This is a genomic window from Shewanella sp. VK101 (genome assembly GCF_056497865.1).
Genome location: NZ_CM151402.1, coordinates 4,459,880 through 4,481,045, shown reverse-complemented (window position 1 = coordinate 4,481,045; position 21,166 = coordinate 4,459,880). Strand labels below are relative to the sequence as shown.

Annotated in this window: 1 protein-coding gene; it reads right to left on the bottom strand. The window is 58.6% G+C overall.

The window, feature by feature from the left end:
- Positions 1-75: 75 nt before the first annotated feature.
- Positions 76-20,964, bottom strand: coding sequence for a Calx-beta domain-containing protein (locus ACSHSR_RS19860; RefSeq protein ID WP_479631075.1), 20,889 nt, complete (start codon positions 20,962-20,964; stop codon positions 76-78).
- Positions 20,965-21,166 lie beyond the last annotated feature (202 nt).

Genomic DNA, 21,166 nt, shown 5'->3' with positions numbered 1-21,166 from the left:
GATTAATTCTAGTATCAGCCATGCTAGCCCATATTGCGAATTGCAATATGGGCTAGCATTCAAACAACAGAGCTTTTAAAACACTGAATCCAGCGTTTTTTGCTCATCCAGCCCACTGGAGCTGGTTTGACTGACATAGGAGGAACCAGGGTTACCCGATTGAGTGTCGACAATCAGAGGACCATCGCCACTGTTCCCCAGTAAGCCATTGATAATGTCGCTTTCATCACTGCCGTATGTCGCAAACAGGTCGACACCGTCGAGCACTATGTGCTGATCGAATTCACCATCCAGATCTGCATCGATCGAGATAGTGGTATTGCCATCAGCAACACTGAATTCGAAATATTGCTCCAGTGAGTTGTGCTCTTCACCCAACAGCAGATCACTGAGGTTCAGCTGATCTTTGTTGAGCTCAAAGTCAGTGATATGGTCGGTGCCGGTTTCACCCGCTTTCCAGCTGAAGGTATCTACGCCTTGGCCACCGGTGAGCCAATCATCACCATTGCCGCCAACCAGCAGGTCGTTGCCATTACCACCGAACAGCATGTCATTACCATTGCCGCCGTAGAGTTCATCATTACCGCCTTGGCCAAACAGAATATCGCTTCCGTCACCGCCGCGGATGATATCACCCTTGTCGTTGGCGCTTGACTTATCAAAGAGGTTTGAATGCTCGCTGATATAGTTGTGAATTTCAGCATCGGTCACATCACTTTGGCCCAACTCGCCGGCAATAAAGGCTTTGAGCGCGTTGTAACCCTGACCTTGAATACCATCAAAGCGAATCACGTCACCGAAGATGATGTCGTTACCCGCACCGCCATCCAAGGTATCTGAGCCAGGCATATTGGTGATTTCATTGCCGAGAATAGCGTCGGCAAGTTCATCGGCATCGATGTTGGTCTGGACGTTGCCATCTGTATCGTAAGACTGCAGGTCATCCTCATCGATATTGGAGCCCATTCCTATGGCTTCAACCGTGACACCCAGGCCAGAGAGTAGAGCAAAACCAGCTTCGGAATTCGCCGTAGTGTCCGAATTGGTACTGCTGCCGGTACCAGCCAAGGCATAGTAATCATAGTTACCTTGGGCATCGGGTCGCATGGCTCCAACTGGGCTTCTGCTCACGTTGTTAAAGTCTTCTACACTGAACACGTTACCGCTTTCGTCAATTACTACATGTCCGTTAACGGTATAGACTTGGCCGAATACGTAGGCGGCGCCAATGACTTGTGACAAGCTACGATCATTACCACTCCACCATGTGTCGTAGATCTTCGGGTTCCCACCGGCATTGGCGTTGTAGTAAGTTGGTTTGCCGTCAGTGATAAAGAAGGCCAGGTTAGTGGCACCGCTATTATCTTGAGCATCGCCATTGGCGAACCAGTTGGCTGTGGTGGTGAAGACATCCTCATAGTTGGTGCCGCCACCGCTGCTCATGTCATTCAGGGCATTCTGAAGAGTGCTCAATGCATTGGGGTCATTGAGATCTACACTGATGCTGCCCTTGGCATGAGTATCAAAATCGACCAAGAATATTTTCACGGTGCCGCTTTGCTCACCACCTGCACTGTCTTTGAGAGTTTCAAATACCTGTGCCAACTGGGACTTCATGGTATTAAGTGTGCTGGTGTTGATACTCCCCGAGCTATCGACCATAAAGGCGATATTGTAATCCTGCCCGGGAACCACGACTGTGCCATCCAGGTCGCCGATAACGATATCTTCGGCGTTACCCAAATTGACCGTTTGATCGCCTGGACCCGCTTCAGTGACCTGATAGTTAAATACAGGCACCACCGCAATATTGCCGGTGTAAGAGTCACCATCGGCATCGGTTACCGTTACTGCAAAGTCCAGGTCGCCGTCTTCGGTGCCCTGCATGGTCTGGTACTGATAGAAGTCCCAGTGGCCTGTACCAGGGGTGAATTCCAGCTTAAAGACCAAGTCGCCCGAGTCTGTTTGGCCCAGCAAAGTATTGCCTGAAAGGGTCACTTCAACGGCTTCCCCGCTGGCGGTAACCAGGGACGTGTCGGTCACACCTGCCAATGCAAGGCTGCCTTGGCCATCAGCGCCCCATTGGGCCGTTACTTCACCGGAAGCATAGGCGATTGCCGGGGCATTGCCTGTACCAGTGAATTCTATCGAGGAAATCGTGAAGTCACTGTTGTCTCCATGGCTGGGGGCTGTGCCGTTGTCGGTTGCCTTGATAACAACTCTATCAAAGCCACCATCCTGCACGTTAAAGTCAGCCGCATAGTCACCGTTACCGGCATCAGAGCTGAAGGTTTGGGTCGATATAAGTTGGCCATCACGCCAGAACTCAACCACACCGCTTTCAAGCTCACCTCCGAAGATGTTGGCAAACTCTATCTTCATGCCGAACGCCAGGGTGTTGGGATCCAGATCTATGATGACTTCTTCAGAAACGCCGGTGCCATCAGCAAATTCACGGAAATCTACTTCGTTGGCTATGTTGTGGTATGGCGAGCCAACACTGGCAACCCCTATGCCTGAACTGCTGCCGTTAATATTTGCCGAGGTCAGAGTGTGGTCGGTAGATGAGGTAAAACCTCTGGCAGTGATGGTGAAACCATTAAAGTCCAGTTCCCCTCTATTACCTGTGTAACCTGTCAGATCGAAGGCGCCTATGAGAGTATCCGGAATATCGGTTACCGTAGCCGTTACCGGAGCTGTATCAGGCATGTAAGGCGCATCATCTTCGACTGTAACTTGGAATGAACTTGAATCTGTCGCTCCTGAACCATCTGCGACATCAATACCAAAGTTCAAATTGAGCACATCTTCAACATTGGCTACAGGATGATCCAGCGGAGCATGCAGTGTGACCTCATAACCCCAAGTACCACTGCTGTTACCCGCAGGAGCTGAGAGCGATATGGTCATCACCACAGTAGAACCGGCAGAGCCTGTCAAGGTCTGAGTACTGGCATCCCAACTCCAGGTTACATCAACGCCTCCGGAGGTTACACCAGATGGGCCGCTAAGCGTAACTTCCAGCTCATCGTTGTCAGGATCTTGCAGCTCAATGGTACCGTTGGCTATCACTGCATCTGTTGTATCTGTGTCGCCTACATCATCTGGCAGACCATCGGTCAGCCCCTCTTCAGATACGGCAACATTGGTGATGTTACCTATGCTTGGTGGGTTCTGGGCATCGAGAATGGTGGTGTCGGCGCTGCTCTCGGTAGGACTGATAGTCGCATCGGCACCGTTGACACTGTCAATGGTGACGGTGAAGTCTTCGGCGCCTTCATAGATACCGTCGTTAATGGTGCTGATATCCAGCGGCACACTGGTGCTGCCGGCGGGAATGGTGACACTGGCGACGCCGGTGAAGTCGCTGCCGTCCTCGGCCACGCCGGAGTAGGTGAAGTTGACTACCACATCCTCGTCGGCCACCTGGTCGATGCTGACGGTGAAGGCGGCGGTCTCACCCTCGGTGACACTGCTTTGATCGGCGACGATGCCGACCACAGGCGCATCCTGGGCATCGAGAATAGTGGTGTCGGCGCTGCTCTCGGTAGGACTGATAGTCGCATCGGCACCGCTGACACTGTCGATGGTGACGGTGAAGTCTTCGGCGCCTTCATAGATACCGTCGTTAATGGTGCTGATATCCAGCGGCACACTGGTGCTGCCGGCGGGAATGGTGACACTGGCAACGCCGGTGAAGTCGCTGCCGTCCTCGGCCACGCCGGAGTAAGTGAAGTTGACCACCACATCTTCGTCGGCCACCTGGTCGATGCTGACGGTGAAGGCGGCAGTCTCACCCTCGGTGACGCTGCTTTGATCGGCGACGATGCCGACCACAGGCGCATCCTGGGCATCGAGAATGGTGGTGTCGGCGCTGCTCTCGGTAGGACTTATAGTCGCATCGGCACCGCTGACACTGTTAATGGTGACGGTGAAGTCTTCGGCGCCTTCATAGATACCGTCGTTAATGGTGCTGATATCCAGCGGCACACTGGTGCTGCCGGCGGGAATGGTGACACTGGCGACGCCGGTGAAGTCGCTGCCGTCCTCGGCCACGCCGGAGTAGGTGAAGTTGACTACCACATCCTCGTCGGCCACCTGGTCGATGCTGACGGTGAAGGCGGCAGTCTCACCCTCGGTGACGCTGCTTTGATCGGCGACGATGCCGACCACAGGCGCATCCTGGGCGTCGAGAATGGTAGTGTCGGCGCTGCTCTCGGTAGGACTTATAGTCGCATCGGCACCGCTGACACTGTTAATGGTGACGGTGAAGTCTTCGGCGCCTTCATAGATACCGTCGTTAATGGTGCTGATATCCAGCGGCACACTGGTGCTGCCGGCGGGAATGGTGACACTGGCGACGCCGGTGAAGTCGCTGCCGTCCTCGGCCACGCCGGAGTAGGTGAAGTTGACTACCACATCCTCGTCGGCCACCTGGTCGATGCTGACGGTGAAGGCGGCAGTCTCACCCTCGGTGACGCTGCTTTGATCGGCGACGATGCCGACCACAGGCGCATCCTGGGCGTCAAGAATGGTAGTGTCGGCGCTGCTCTCGGTAGGACTGATAGTCGCATCGGCACCGCTGACACTGTTAATGGTGACGGTGAAGTCTTCGGCGCCTTCATAGATACCGTCGTTAATGGTGCTGATATCCAGCGGCACACTGGTGCTGCCGGCCGGAATGGTGACACTGGCGACGCCGGTGAAGTCGCTGCCGTCCTCGGCCACGCCGGAGTAGGTGAAGTTGACTACCACATCCTCGTCGGCCACCTGGTCGATGCTGACGGTGAAGGCGGCGGTCTCACCCTCGGTGACACTGCTTTGATCGGCGACGATGCCGACCACAGGCGCATCCTGGGCATCGAGAATAGTGGTGTCGGCGCTGTTGTTGGCACCAATGCTGGCATCGGCTCCGCTGACACTGTCAATGGTGACGGTGAAGTCTTCGGCGCCTTCATAGATACCGTCGTTAATGGTGCTGATATCCAGCGGCACACTGGTGCTGCCGGCCGGAATGGTGACACTGGCGACGCCGGTGAAGTCGCTGCCGTCCTCGGCCACGCCGGAGTAGGTGAAGTTGACTACCACATCCTCGTCGGCCACCTGGTCGATGCTGACGGTGAAGGCGGCGGTCTCACCCTCGGTGACACTGCTTTGATCGGCGACGATGCCGACCACAGGCGCATCCTGGGCATCAAGAATAGTGGTGTCGGCGCTGTTGTTGGCACCAATGCTGGCATCGGCTCCGCTGACACTGTCAATGGTGACGGTGAAGTCTTCGGCGCCTTCATAGATACCGTCGTTAATGGTGCTGATATCCAGCGGCACACTGGTGCTGCCGGCCGGAATGGTGACACTGGCGACGCCGGTGAAGTCGCTGCCGTCCTCGGCCACGCCGGAGTAGGTGAAGTTGACTACCACATCCTCGTCGGCCACCTGGTCGATGCTGACGGTGAAGGCGGCGGTCTCACCCTCGGTGACACTGCTTTGATCGGCGACGATGCCGACCACAGGCGCATCCTGGGCATCAAGAATAGTGGTGTCGGCGCTGTTGTTGGCACCAATGCTGGCATCGGCACCGTTGACACTGTTAATGGTGACGGTGAAGTCTTCGGCGCCTTCATAGATACCGTCGTTAATGGTGCTGATATCCAGCGGCACACTGGTGCTGCCGGCCGGAATGGTGACACTGGCGACGCCGGTGAAGTCGCTGCCGTCCTCGGCCACGCCGGAGTAGGTGAAGTTGACTACCACATCCTCGTCGGCCACCTGGTCGATGCTGACGGTGAAGGCGGCAGTCTCACCCTCGGTGACGCTGCTTTGATCGGCGACGATGCCGACCACAGGCGCATCCTGGGCGTCGAGAATGGTAGTGTCGGCGCTGCTCTCGGTAGGACTGATAGTCGCATCGGCACCGCTGACACTGTCGATGGTGACGGTGAAGTCTTCGGCGCCTTCATAGATACCGTCGTTAATGGTGCTGATATCCAGCGGCACACTGGTGCTGCCGGCCGGAATGGTGACACTGGCGACGCCGGTGAAGTCGCTGCCGTCCTCGGCCACGCCGGAGTAGGTGAAGTTGACTACCACATCCTCGTCGGCCACCTGGTCGATGCTGACGGTGAAGGCGGCAGTCTCACCCTCGGTGACGCTGCTTTGATCGGCGACGATGCCGACCACAGGCGCATCCTGGGCGTCGAGAATGGTAGTGTCGGCGCTGCTCTCGGTAGGACTGATAGTCGCATCGGCACCGCTGACACTGTCGATGGTGACGGTGAAGTCTTCGGCGCCTTCATAGATACCGTCGTTAATGGTGCTGATATCCAGCGGCACACTGGTGCTGCCGGCCGGAATGGTGACACTGGCGACGCCGGTGAAGTCGCTGCCGTCCTCGGCCACGCCGGAGTAGGTGAAGTTGACTACCACATCCTCGTCGGCCACCTGGTCGATGCTGACGGTGAAGGCGGCAGTCTCACCCTCGGTGACACTGCTTTGATCGGCGACGATGCCGACCACAGGCGCATCCTGGGCGTCAAGAATGGTAGTGTCGGCGCTGCTCTCGGTAGGACTGATAGTCGCATCGGCACCGCTGACACTGTTAATGGTGACGGTGAAGTCTTCGGCGCCTTCATAGATACCGTCGTTAATGGTGCTGATATCCAGCGGCACACTGGTGCTGCCGGCGGGAATGGTGACACTGGCAACGCCGGTGAAGTCGCTGCCGTCCTCGGCCACGCCGGAGTAGGTGAAGTTGACTACCACATCCTCGTCGGCCACCTGGTCGATGCTGACGGTGAAGGCGGCAGTCTCACCCTCGGTGACGCTGCTTTGATCGGCGACGATGCCGACCACAGGCGCATCCTGGGCGTCAAGAATGGTAGTGTCGGCGCTGCTCTCGGTAGGACTGATAGTCGCATCGGCACCGCTGACACTGTTAATGGTGACGGTGAAGTCTTCGGCGCCTTCATAGATACCGTCGTTAATGGTGCTGATATCCAGCGGCACACTGGTGCTGCCGGCGGGAATGGTGACACTGGCGACGCCGGTGAAGTCGCTGCCGTCCTCGGCCACGCCGGAGTAGGTGAAGTTGACTACCACATCCTCGTCGGCCACCTGGTCGATGCTGACGGTGAAGGCGGCAGTCTCACCCTCGGTGACGCTGCTTTGATCGGCGACGATGCCGACCACAGGCGCATCCTGGGCGTCAAGAATGGTGGTGTCGGCGCTGCTCTCGGTAGGACTGATAGTCGCATCGGCACCGCTGACACTGTCGATGGTGACGGTGAAGTCTTCGGCGCCTTCATAGATACCGTCGTTAATGGTGCTGATATCCAGCGGCACACTGGTGCTGCCGGCGGGAATGGTGACACTGGCAACGCCGGTGAAGTCGCTGCCGTCCTCGGCCACGCCGGAGTAGGTGAAGTTGACTACCACATCCTCGTCGGCCACCTGGTCGATGCTGACGGTGAAGGCGGCAGTCTCACCCTCGGTGACACTGCTTTGATCGGCGACGATGCCGACCACAGGCGCATCCTGGGCATCGAGAATAGTGGTGTCGGCGCTGTTGTTGGCACCAATGCTGGCATCGGCACCGTTGACACTGTTAATGGTGACGGTGAAGTCTTCGGCGCCTTCATAGATACCGTCGTTAATGGTGCTGATATCCAGCGGCACACTGGTGCTGCCGGCGGGAATGGTGACACTGGCAACGCCGGTGAAGTCGCTGCCGTCCTCGGCCACGCCGGAGTAAGTGAAGTTGACCACCACATCTTCGTCGGCCACCTGGTCGATGCTGACGGTGAAGGCGGCAGTCTCACCCTCGGTGACGCTGCTTTGATCGGCGACGATGCCGACCACAGGCGCATCCTGGGCGTCAAGAATGGTGGTGTCGGCGCTGCTCTCGGTAGGACTGATAGTCGCATCGGCTCCGCTGACACTGTCAATGGTGACGGTGAAGTCTTCGGCGCCTTCATAGATACCGTCGTTAATGGTGCTGATATCCAGCGGCACACTGGTGCTGCCGGCCGGAATGGTGACACTGGCGACGCCGGTGAAGTCGCTGCCGTCCTCGGCCACGCCGGAGTAGGTGAAGTTGACCACCACATCCTCGTCGGCCACCTGGTCGATGCTGACGGTGAAGGCGGCAGTCTCACCCTCGGTGACGCTGCTTTGATCGGCGACGATGCCGACCACAGGCGCATCCTGGGCGTCAAGAATGGTAGTGTCGGCGCTGCTCTCGGTAGGACTGATAGTCGCATCGGCACCGCTGACACTGTTAATGGTGACGGTGAAGTCTTCGGCGCCTTCATAGATACCGTCGTTAATGGTGCTGATATCCAGCGGCACACTGGTGCTGCCGGCCGGAATGGTGACACTGGCGACGCCGGTGAAGTCGCTGCCGTCCTCGGCCACGCCGGAGTAGGTGAAGTTGACCACCACATCCTCGTCGGCCACCTGGTCGATGCTGACGGTGAAGGCGGCGGTCTCACCCTCGGTGACACTGCTTTGATCGGCGACGATGCCGACCACAGGCGCATCCTGGGCGTCAAGAATGGTGGTGTCGGCGCTGCTCTCGGTAGGACTGATAGTCGCATCGGCACCGCTGACACTGTCGATGGTGACGGTGAAGTCTTCGGCGCCTTCATAGATACCGTCGTTAATGGTGCTGATATCCAGCGGCACACTGGTGCTGCCGGCCGGAATGGTGACACTGGCGACGCCGGTGAAGTCGCTGCCGTCCTCGGCCACGCCGGAGTAGGTGAAGTTGACTACCACATCCTCGTCGGCCACCTGGTCGATGCTGACGGTGAAGGCGGCAGTCTCACCCTCGGTGACGCTGCTTTGATCGGCGACGATGCCGACCACAGGCGCATCCTGGGCGTCGAGAATGGTAGTGTCGGCGCTGCTCTCGGTAGGACTGATAGTCGCATCGGCACCGCTGACACTGTCGATGGTGACGGTGAAGTCTTCGGCGCCTTCATAGATACCGTCGTTAATGGTGCTGATATCCAGCGGCACACTGGTGCTGCCGGCGGGAATGGTGACACTGGCGACGCCGGTGAAGTCGCTGCCGTCCTCGGCCACGCCGGAGTAGGTGAAGTTGACTACCACATCCTCGTCGGCCACCTGGTCGATGCTGACGGTGAAGGCGGCGGTCTCACCCTCGGTGACACTGCTTTGATCGGCGACGATGCCGACCACAGGCGCATCCTGGGCATCGAGAATAGTGGTGTCGGCGCTGTTGTTGGCACCAATGCTGGCATCGGCTCCGCTGACACTGTCAATGGTGACGGTGAAGTCTTCGGCGCCTTCATAGATACCGTCGTTAATGGTGCTGATATCCAGCGGCACACTGGTGCTGCCGGCGGGAATGGTGACACTGGCGACGCCGGTGAAGTCGCTGCCGTCCTCGGCCACGCCGGAGTAGGTGAAGTTGACTACCACATCCTCGTCGGCCACCTGGTCGATGCTGACGGTGAAGGCGGCAGTCTCACCCTCGGTGACGCTGCTTTGATCGGCGACGATGCCGACCACAGGCGCATCCTGGGCGTCAAGAATGGTAGTGTCGGCGCTGCTCTCGGTAGGACTGATAGTCGCATCGGCACCGCTGACACTGTTAATGGTGACGGTGAAGTCTTCGGCGCCTTCATAGATACCGTCGTTAATGGTGCTGATATCCAGCGGCACACTGGTGCTGCCGGCGGGAATGGTGACACTGGCGACGCCGGTGAAGTCGCTGCCGTCCTCGGCCACGCCGGAGTAAGTGAAGTTGACCACCACATCCTCGTCGGCCACCTGGTCGATGCTGACGGTGAAGGCGGCAGTCTCACCCTCGGTGACGCTGCTTTGATCGGCGACGATGCCGACCACAGGCGCATCCTGGGCGTCAAGAATGGTAGTGTCGGCGCTGCTCTCGGTAGGACTGATAGTCGCATCGGCACCGCTGACACTGTTAATGGTGACGGTGAAGTCTTCGGCGCCTTCATAGATACCGTCGTTAATGGTGCTGATATCCAGCGGCACACTGGTGCTGCCGGCGGGAATGGTGACACTGGCGACGCCGGTGAAGTCGCTGCCGTCCTCGGCCACGCCGGAGTAGGTGAAGTTGACTACCACATCCTCGTCGGCCACCTGGTCGATGCTGACGGTGAAGGCGGCAGTCTCACCCTCGGTGACACTGCTTTGATCGGCGACGATGCCGACCACAGGCGCATCCTGGGCGTCAAGAATGGTGGTGTCGGCGCTGCTCTCGGTAGGACTGATAGTCGCATCGGCACCGCTGACACTGTCGATGGTGACGGTGAAGTCTTCGGCGCCTTCATAGATACCGTCGTTAATGGTGCTGATATCCAGCGGCACACTGGTGCTGCCGGCGGGAATGGTGACACTGGCGACGCCGGTGAAGTCGCTGCCGTCCTCGGCCACGCCGGAGTAGGTGAAGTTGACTACCACATCCTCGTCGGCCACCTGGTCGATGCTGACGGTGAAGGCGGCGGTCTCACCCTCGGTGACACTGCTTTGATCGGCGACGATGCCGACCACAGGCGCATCCTGGGCATCGAGAATAGTGGTGTCGGCGCTGCTCTCGGTAGGACTGATAGTCGCATCGGCACCGCTGACACTGTCGATGGTGACGGTGAAGTCTTCGGCGCCTTCATAGATACCGTCGTTAATGGTGCTGATATCCAGCGGCACACTGGTGCTGCCGGCGGGAATGGTGACACTGGCGACGCCGGTGAAGTCGCTGCCGTCCTCGGCCACGCCGGAGTAGGTGAAGTTGACTACCACATCCTCGTCGGCCACCTGGTCGATGCTGACGGTGAAGGCGGCGGTCTCACCCTCGGTGACACTGCTTTGATCGGCGACGATGCCGACCACAGGCGCATCCTGGGCGTCAAGAATAGTGGTGTCGGCGCTGTTGTTGGCACCAATGCTGGCATCGGCACCGTTGACACTGTTAATGGTGACGGTGAAGTCTTCGGCGCCTTCATAGATACCGTCGTTAATGGTGCTGATATCCAGCGGCACACTGGTGCTGCCGGCCGGAATGGTGACACTGGCGACGCCGGTGAAGTCGCTGCCGTCCTCGGCCACGCCGGAGTAGGTGAAGTTGACTACCACATCCTCGTCGGCCACCTGGTCGATGCTGACGGTGAAGGCGGCAGTCTCACCCTCGGTGACGCTGCTTTGATCGGCGACGATGCCGACCACAGGCGCATCCTGGGCGTCGAGAATGGTAGTGTCGGCGCTGCTCTCGGTAGGACTGATAGTCGCATCGGCACCGCTGACACTGTCGATGGTGACGGTGAAGTCTTCGGCGCCTTCATAGATACCGTCGTTAATGGTGCTGATATCCAGCGGCACACTGGTGCTGCCGGCCGGAATGGTGACACTGGCGACGCCGGTGAAGTCGCTGCCGTCCTCGGCCACGCCGGAGTAGGTGAAGTTGACTACCACATCCTCGTCGGCCACCTGGTCGATGCTGACGGTGAAGGCGGCAGTCTCACCCTCGGTGACGCTGCTTTGATCGGCGACGATGCCGACCACAGGCGCATCCTGGGCGTCGAGAATGGTAGTGTCGGCGCTGCTCTCGGTAGGACTGATAGTCGCATCGGCACCGCTGACACTGTCGATGGTGACGGTGAAGTCTTCGGCGCCTTCATAGATACCGTCGTTAATGGTGCTGATATCCAGCGGCACACTGGTGCTGCCGGCCGGAATGGTGACACTGGCGACGCCGGTGAAGTCGCTGCCGTCCTCGGCCACGCCGGAGTAGGTGAAGTTGACTACCACATCCTCGTCGGCCACCTGGTCGATGCTGACGGTGAAGGCGGCAGTCTCACCCTCGGTGACACTGCTTTGATCGGCGACGATGCCGACCACAGGCGCATCCTGGGCGTCAAGAATGGTAGTGTCGGCGCTGCTCTCGGTAGGACTGATAGTCGCATCGGCACCGCTGACACTGTTAATGGTGACGGTGAAGTCTTCGGCGCCTTCATAGATACCGTCGTTAATGGTGCTGATATCCAGCGGCACACTGGTGCTGCCGGCGGGAATGGTGACACTGGCAACGCCGGTGAAGTCGCTGCCGTCCTCGGCCACGCCGGAGTAGGTGAAGTTGACTACCACATCCTCGTCGGCCACCTGGTCGATGCTGACGGTGAAGGCGGCAGTCTCACCCTCGGTGACGCTGCTTTGATCGGCGACGATGCCGACCACAGGCGCATCCTGGGCGTCAAGAATGGTAGTGTCGGCGCTGCTCTCGGTAGGACTGATAGTCGCATCGGCACCGCTGACACTGTTAATGGTGACGGTGAAGTCTTCGGCGCCTTCATAGATACCGTCGTTAATGGTGCTGATATCCAGCGGCACACTGGTGCTGCCGGCGGGAATGGTGACACTGGCGACGCCGGTGAAGTCGCTGCCGTCCTCGGCCACGCCGGAGTAGGTGAAGTTGACTACCACATCCTCGTCGGCCACCTGGTCGATGCTGACGGTGAAGGCGGCAGTCTCACCCTCGGTGACGCTGCTTTGATCGGCGACGATGCCGACCACAGGCGCATCCTGGGCGTCAAGAATGGTAGTGTCGGCGCTGCTCTCGGTAGGACTGATAGTCGCATCGGCACCGCTGACACTGTTAATGGTGACGGTGAAGTCTTCGGCGCCTTCATAGATACCGTCGTTAATGGTGCTGATATCCAGCGGCACACTGGTGCTGCCGGCGGGAATGGTGACACTGGCGACGCCGGTGAAGTCGCTGCCGTCCTCGGCCACGCCGGAGTAGGTGAAGTTGACTACCACATCCTCGTCGGCCACCTGGTCGATGCTGACGGTGAAGGCGGCAGTCTCACCCTCGGTGACACTGCTTTGATCGGCGACGATGCCGACCACAGGCGCATCCTGGGCGTCAAGAATGGTGGTGTCGGCGCTGCTCTCGGTAGGACTGATAGTCGCATCGGCACCGCTGACACTGTCGATGGTGACGGTGAAGTCTTCGGCGCCTTCATAGATACCGTCGTTAATGGTGCTGATATCCAGCGGCACACTGGTGCTGCCGGCGGGAATGGTGACACTGGCGACGCCGGTGAAGTCGCTGCCGTCCTCGGCCACGCCGGAGTAGGTGAAGTTGACTACCACATCCTCGTCGGCCACCTGGTCGATGCTGACGGTGAAGGCGGCGGTCTCACCCTCGGTGACACTGCTTTGATCGGCGACGATGCCGACCACAGGCGCATCCTGGGCATCGAGAATAGTGGTGTCGGCGCTGCTCTCGGTAGGACTGATAGTCGCATCGGCACCGCTGACACTGTCGATGGTGACGGTGAAGTCTTCGGCGCCTTCATAGATACCGTCGTTAATGGTGCTGATATCCAGCGGCACACTGGTGCTGCCGGCGGGAATGGTGACACTGGCGACGCCGGTGAAGTCGCTGCCGTCCTCGGCCACGCCGGAGTAGGTGAAGTTGACTACCACATCCTCGTCGGCCACCTGGTCGATGCTGACGGTGAAGGCGGCGGTCTCACCCTCGGTGACACTGCTTTGATCGGCGACGATGCCGACCACAGGCGCATCCTGGGCGTCAAGAATAGTGGTGTCGGCGCTGTTGTTGGCACCAATGCTGGCATCGGCACCGTTGACACTGTTAATGGTGACGGTGAAGTCTTCGGCGCCTTCATAGATACCGTCGTTAATGGTGCTGATATCCAGCGGCACACTGGTGCTGCCGGCCGGAATGGTGACACTGGCGACGCCGGTGAAGTCGCTGCCGTCCTCGGCCACGCCGGAGTAGGTGAAGTTGACTACCACATCCTCGTCGGCCACCTGGTCGATGCTGACGGTGAAGGCGGCAGTCTCACCCTCGGTGACGCTGCTTTGATCGGCGACGATGCCGACCACAGGCGCATCCTGGGCGTCGAGAATGGTAGTGTCGGCGCTGCTCTCGGTAGGACTGATAGTCGCATCGGCACCGCTGACACTGTCGATGGTGACGGTGAAGTCTTCGGCGCCTTCATAGATACCGTCGTTAATGGTGCTGATATCCAGCGGCACACTGGTGCTGCCGGCCGGAATGGTGACACTGGCGACGCCGGTGAAGTCGCTGCCGTCCTCGGCCACGCCGGAGTAGGTGAAGTTGACTACCACATCCTCGTCGGCCACCTGGTCGATGCTGACGGTGAAGGCGGCAGTCTCACCCTCGGTGACGCTGCTTTGATCGGCGACGATGCCGACCACAGGCGCATCCTGGGCGTCGAGAATGGTAGTGTCGGCGCTGCTCTCGGTAGGACTGATAGTCGCATCGGCACCGCTGACACTGTCGATGGTGACGGTGAAGTCTTCGGCGCCTTCATAGATACCGTCGTTAATGGTGCTGATATCCAGCGGCACACTGGTGCTGCCGGCCGGAATGGTGACACTGGCGACGCCGGTGAAGTCGCTGCCGTCCTCGGCCACGCCGGAGTAGGTGAAGTTGACTACCACATCCTCGTCGGCCACCTGGTCGATGCTGACGGTGAAGGCGGCAGTCTCACCCTCGGTGACACTGCTTTGATCGGCGACGATGCCGACCACAGGCGCATCCTGGGCGTCAAGAATGGTAGTGTCGGCGCTGCTCTCGGTAGGACTGATAGTCGCATCGGCACCGCTGACACTGTTAATGGTGACGGTGAAGTCTTCGGCGCCTTCATAGATACCGTCGTTAATGGTGCTGATATCCAGCGGCACACTGGTGCTGCCGGCGGGAATGGTGACACTGGCAACGCCGGTGAAGTCGCTGCCGTCCTCGGCCACGCCGGAGTAGGTGAAGTTGACTACCACATCCTCGTCGGCCACCTGGTCGATGCTGACGGTGAAGGCGGCAGTCTCACCCTCGGTGACGCTGCTTTGATCGGCGACGATGCCGACCACAGGCGCATCCTGGGCGTCAAGAATGGTAGTGTCGGCGCTGCTCTCGGTAGGACTGATAGTCGCATCGGCACCGCTGACACTGTTAATGGTGACGGTGAAGTCTTCGGCGCCTTCATAGATACCGTCGTTAATGGTGCTGATATCCAGCGGCACACTGGTGCTGCCGGCGGGAATGGTGACACTGGCGACGCCGGTGAAGTCGCTGCCGTCCTCGGCCACGCCGGAGTAGGTGAAGTTGACTACCACATCCTCGTCGGCCACCTGGTCGATGCTGACGGTGAAGGCGGCAGTCTCACCCTCGGTGACGCTGCTTTGATCGGCGACGATGCCGACCACAGGCGCATCCTGGGCGTCAAGAATGGTGGTGTCGGCGCTGCTCTCGGTAGGACTGATAGTCGCATCGGCACCGCTGACACTGTCGATGGTGACGGTGAAGTCTTCGGCGCCTTCATAGATACCGTCGTTAATGGTGCTGATATCCAGCGGCACACTGGTGCTGCCGGCGGGAATGGTGACACTGGCGACGCCGGTGAAGTCGCTGCCGTCCTCGGCCACGCCGGAGTAGGTGAAGTTGACTACCACATCCTCGTCGGCCACCTGGTCGATGCTGACGGTGAAGGCGGCAGTCTCACCCTCGGTGACGCTGCTTTGATCGGCGACGATGCCGACCACAGGCGCATCCTGGGCGTCGAGAATGGTAGTGTCGGCGCTGCTCTCGGTAGGACTGATAGTCGCATCGGCACCGCTGACACTGTCGATGGTGACGGTGAAGTCTTCGGCGCCTTCATAGATACCGTCGTTAATGGTGCTGATATCCAGCGGCACACTGGTGCTGCCGGCCGGAATGGTGACACTGGCGACGCCGGTGAAGTCGCTGCCGTCCTCGGCCACGCCGGAGTAGGTGAAGTTGACTACCACATCCTCGTCGGCCACCTGGTCGATGCTGACGGTGAAGGCGGCAGTCTCACCCTCGGTGACGCTGCTTTGATCGGCGACGATGCCGACCACAGGCGCATCCTGGGCGTCGAGAATGGTAGTGTCGGCGCTGCTCTCGGTAGGACTGATAGTCGCATCGGCACCGCTGACACTGTCGATGGTGACGGTGAAGTCTTCGGCGCCTTCATAGATACCGTCGTTAATGGTGCTGATATCCAGCGGCACACTGGTGCTGCCGGCCGGAATGGTGACACTGGCGACGCCGGTGAAGTCGCTGCCGTCCTCGGCCACGCCGGAGTAGGTGAAGTTGACTACCACATCCTCGTCGGCCACCTGGTCGATGCTGACGGTGAAGGCGGCAGTCTCACCCTCGGTGACACTGCTTTGATCGGCGACGATGCCGACCACAGGCGCATCCTGGGCATCGAGAATAGTGGTGTCGGCGCTGTTGTTGGCACCAATGCTGGCATCGGCTCCGCTGACACTGTCAATGGTGACGGTGAAGTCTTCGGCGCCTTCATAGATACCGTCGTTAATGGTGCTGATATCCAGCGGCACACTGGTGCTGCCGGCCGGAATGGTGACACTGGCAACGCCGGTGAAGTCGCTGCCGTCCTCGGCCACGCCGGAGTAGGTGAAGTTGACTACCACATCCTCGTCGGCCACCTGGTCGATGCTGACGGTGAAGGCGGCAGTCTCACCCTCGGTGACACTGCTTTGATCGGCGACGATGCCGACCACAGGCGCATCCTGGGCGTCAAGAATGGTGGTGTCGGCGCTGCTCTCGGTAGGACTGATAGTCGCATCGGCACCGCTGACACTGTCGATGGTGACGGTGAAGTCTTCGGCGCCTTCATAGATACCGTCGTTAATGGTGCTGATATCCAGCGGCACACTGGTGCTGCCGGCGGGAATGGTGACACTGGCGACGCCGGTGAAGTCGCTGCCGTCCTCGGCCACGCCGGAGTAGGTGAAGTTGACTACCACATCCTCGTCGGCCACCTGGTCGATGCTGACGGTGAAGGCGGCGGTCTCACCCTCGGTGACACTGCTTTGATCGGCGACGATGCCGACCACAGGCGCATCCTGGGCGTCAAGAATAGTGGTGTCGGCGCTGTTGTTGGCACCAATGCTGGCATCGGCACCGTTGACACTGTTAATGGTGACGGTGAAGTCTTCGGCGCCTTCATAGATACCGTCGTTAATGGTGCTGATATCCAGCGGCACACTGGTGCTGCCGGCCGGAATGGTGACACTGGCGACGCCGGTGAAGTCGCTGCCGTCCTCGGCCACGCCGGAGTAGGTGAAGTTGACCACCACATCCTCGTCGGCCACCTGGTCGATGCTGACGGTGAAGGCGGCAGTCTCACCCTCGGTGACGCTGCTTTGATCGGCGACGATGCCGACCACAGGCGCATCCTGGGCGTCAAGAATGGTAGTGTCGGCGCTGCTCTCGGTAGGACTGATAGTCGCATCGGCACCGCTGACACTGTCGATGGTGACGGTGAAGTCTTCGGCGCCTTCATAGATACCGTCGTTAATGGTGCTGATATCCAGCGGCACACTGGTGCTGCCGGCGGGAATGGTGACACTGGCGACGCCGGTGAAGTCGCTGCCGTCCTCGGCCACGCCGGAGTAGGTGAAGTTGACTACCACATCCTCGTCGGCCACCTGGTCGATGCTGACGGTGAAGGCGGCGGTCTCACCCTCGGTGACACTGCTTTGATCGGCGACGATGCCGACCACAGGCGCATCCTGGGCATCGAGAATAGTGGTGTCGGCGCTGTTGTTGGCACCAATGCTGGCATCGGCACCGTTGACACTGTTAATGGTGACGGTGAAGTCTTCGGCGCCTTCATAGATACCGTCGTTAATGGTGCTGATATCCAGCGGCACACTGGTGCTGCCGGCGGGAATGGTGACACTGGCAACGCCGGTGAAGTCGCTGCCGTCCTCGGCCACGCCGGAGTAGGTGAAGTTGACTACCACATCCTCGTCGGCCACCTGGTCGATGCTGACGGTGAAGGCGGCAGTCTCACCCTCGGTGACGCTGCTTTGATCGGCGACGATGCCGACCACAGGCGCATCCTGGGCGTCAAGAATGGTGGTGTCGGCGCTGCTCTCGGTAGGACTGATAGTCGCATCGGCACCGCTGACACTGTCGATGGTGACGGTGAAGTCTTCGGCGCCTTCATAGATACCGTCGTTAATGGTGCTGATATCCAGCGGCACACTGGTGCTGCCGGCGGGAATGGTGACACTGGCGACGCCGGTGAAGTCGCTGCCGTCCTCGGCCACGCCGGAGTAGGTGAAGTTGACTACCACATCCTCGTCGGCCACCTGGTCGATGCTGACGGTGAAGGCGGCGGTCTCACCCTCGGTGACACTGCTTTGATCGGCGACGATGCCGACCACAGGCGCATCCTGGGCGTCAAGAATAGTGGTGTCGGCGCTGTTGTTGGCACCAATGCTGGCATCGGCACCGTTGACACTGTTAATGGTGACGGTGAAGTCTTCGGCGCCTTCATAGATACCGTCGTTAATGGTGCTGATATCCAGCGGCACACTGGTGCTGCCGGCCGGAATGGTGACACTGGCGACGCCGGTGAAGTCGCTGCCGTCCTCGGCCACGCCGGAGTAGGTGAAGTTGACTACCACATCCTCGTCGGCCACCTGGTCGATGCTGACGGTGAAGGCGGCAGTCTCACCCTCGGTGACACTGCTTTGATCGGCGACGATGCCGACCACAGGCGCATCCTGGGCATCGAGAATAGTGGTGTCGGCGCTGTTGTTGGCACCAATGCTGGCATCGGCACCGTTGACACTGTTAATGGTGACGGTGAAGTCTTCGGCGCCTTCATAGATACCGTCGTTAATGGTGCTGATATCCAGCGGCACACTGGTGCTGCCGGCGGGAATGGTGACACTGGCAACGCCGGTGAAGTCGCTGCCGTCCTCGGCCACGCCGGAGTAGGTGAAGTTGACCACCACATCCTCGTCGGCCACCTGGTCGATGCTGACGGTGAAGGCGGCGGTCTCACCCTCGGTGACACTGCTTTGCTCGGCGACGATGCCGACCACAGGCGCATCCTGGGCATCAAGAATGGTAGTGTCGGCGCTGTTGTTGCTGCCTATCTCCAGTTGTTCAAGGCTATTATCGACGTCAGTAACACCACTAATGGCGACGCTTAGATTTTCGCTATTTTCATAGACACCATCGTTAATGGTATTAACCGTAAAGCTTTGCTGGCTATCACCGGTAATGGTCACGCTTGGAGGTAAATTATCAACATCTGCCGCAGATGCTGTACCACTCCAATCAAGTGCAAGGGTAACCGAAGCACCACTAGGAAGGGTTACCGGGTTACCGTTGGCATCGACCAAAGTCACTGTATAAGTGATTTCACCACCTTCAGCGACACTGGTTTTGTCTACGCTGATCTGGGCAAAAACTGTGTCGGTAGTGTCATTTACCAGTGTGGAAGCTGTGTCACTGGTATCCAGGTTTTCAAAATTACCACCTTGTGCACTATCTATACCTACGGTCAGAGTTTCCGCATCAACAAATACATCATCGCTGGGAGCATCAACGGTCACGGTGCCGGACGTCTGACCTGCCGCAATGGTGATGCTGGCGCCGTTGGACAGGGTCAGTACCAGGTCGGTTTCAGGTGCATTATTGACCGTGGCGGTATAGGTGATCTGGCCGCCTTCATTCACTTCAGCCGGGGCGGTCAGGGTGACCGTGGTGGTATCTATGGTGTCATTGACCTGAGTATCGACACTATTGCCGAGGTTCAGCTCTTCATAGTTGCCGCCCTGGGCGTCGGTGATACCGACCGTGAGGGTTTCACCGTCCTGATAGACATCATCAGTCGGTGCATCAACGGTCACGGTGCCGGACGTCTGACCTGCCGTAATGGTGATGCTGGCGCCGTTGGACAGGGTCAGTACCAAGTCAGTTTCGGGGGCATTATTGACCGTGGCGGTATAGGTGATCTGGCCGCCTTCATTCACTTCTGCCGGGGCGGTCAGGGTGACCGTGGTGGTATCTATGGTGTCATTGACCTGGGTCGAGGCGGTGTCGCTGGTGTCCAGGTTTTCGTAATTGCCGCCTTGGGCGTCGGTGATGCCGACCGTGAGGGTTTCACCGTCCTGATAGACATCATCAGTCGGTGCATCAACGGTCACGGTGCCGGAGGTTTGACCGGCCGCAATGGTGATGCTGGCGCCGTTGGACAGGGTCAGTACCAAGTCAGTTTCGGGGGCATTATTGACCGTGGCGGTATAGGTGATCTGGCCGCCTTCATTGACCTGCACCGGGGCAGTCAGGGTTACCGTGGTGGTATCTATGGTGTCATTGACCTGAGTATCGACACTATTGCCGAGGTCCAGGTTTTCGTAGTTGCCGCCCTGGGACTCAGTGACACCGACATTCAGTACTTCACTGTCCAAGTAGACATCATCGCTGGGGGCGTCGACGGTAACGCTGCCTGAAGTTTGGCCAACAGGGATCACTATAGTCGCGCCGTTGGACAAAGTCAGAACCAAATCACTTTCCAGAGGAGCATTGTCTACAACAGCAGTGTAGGTAATGCTGCCACCCTCGTTGACTTGGGTTGGTGCCAACAAGGTTACAGTGCTGGGAGCAACTTGAGTCAACTCGAAGGTGTTTTGTGACAAGCCATCTTGCAGTGTAATGGCATCAGCTTCGACGCCCACTGAATCGTAGCCACTGGCAGCCAGAGTTTCTGCCCCACTTCTTGCCAAGGAAACAAAGCCGGACGTCCCCTCATTCCCTTGAGCTCCACCGGCAGCAGTATCAGGCAATGAAGCGGTTGGATCTTCTCCCGCAGCGATAAGGGCCTGTAGCTGAGCAATTTCAGAATCTGTTGCAGAATCGGCACTTTGCAACGCTTCCTGAGGGACTTCAGCTTCACTTCCAAGACTGCTTCCGTCACTGAGCAAGAGCTCTATTTGTGCATCATTATCGACAAAAACTTCGCTTCCCTGCGCGACGAAGTCGCCCTGTTGTAGTGGCACTTGCTGGCCATTTGACATGACATAAGCCTTGCCATTCAAAGTCTTAACTTGACCATCTTGTGTAGTGATAAGTGCTTTCATGTCCCGCCCCCGGCGCTTGCAATATCCGTATCAATAAAGTTGCAGCCCAATAGGTTTGGGTTGCAAGTTGGCAAATAGTGTAAATCTCTTGGGTGCGATTTTAGATTAATTGTTTTCAAAGGTCAATTTTTTGACGCTATTTGCAAATTTGTTAATTTGCTGATTTAAAAGAAATATTTTTTGGTGTTGATTAATAAAAAAA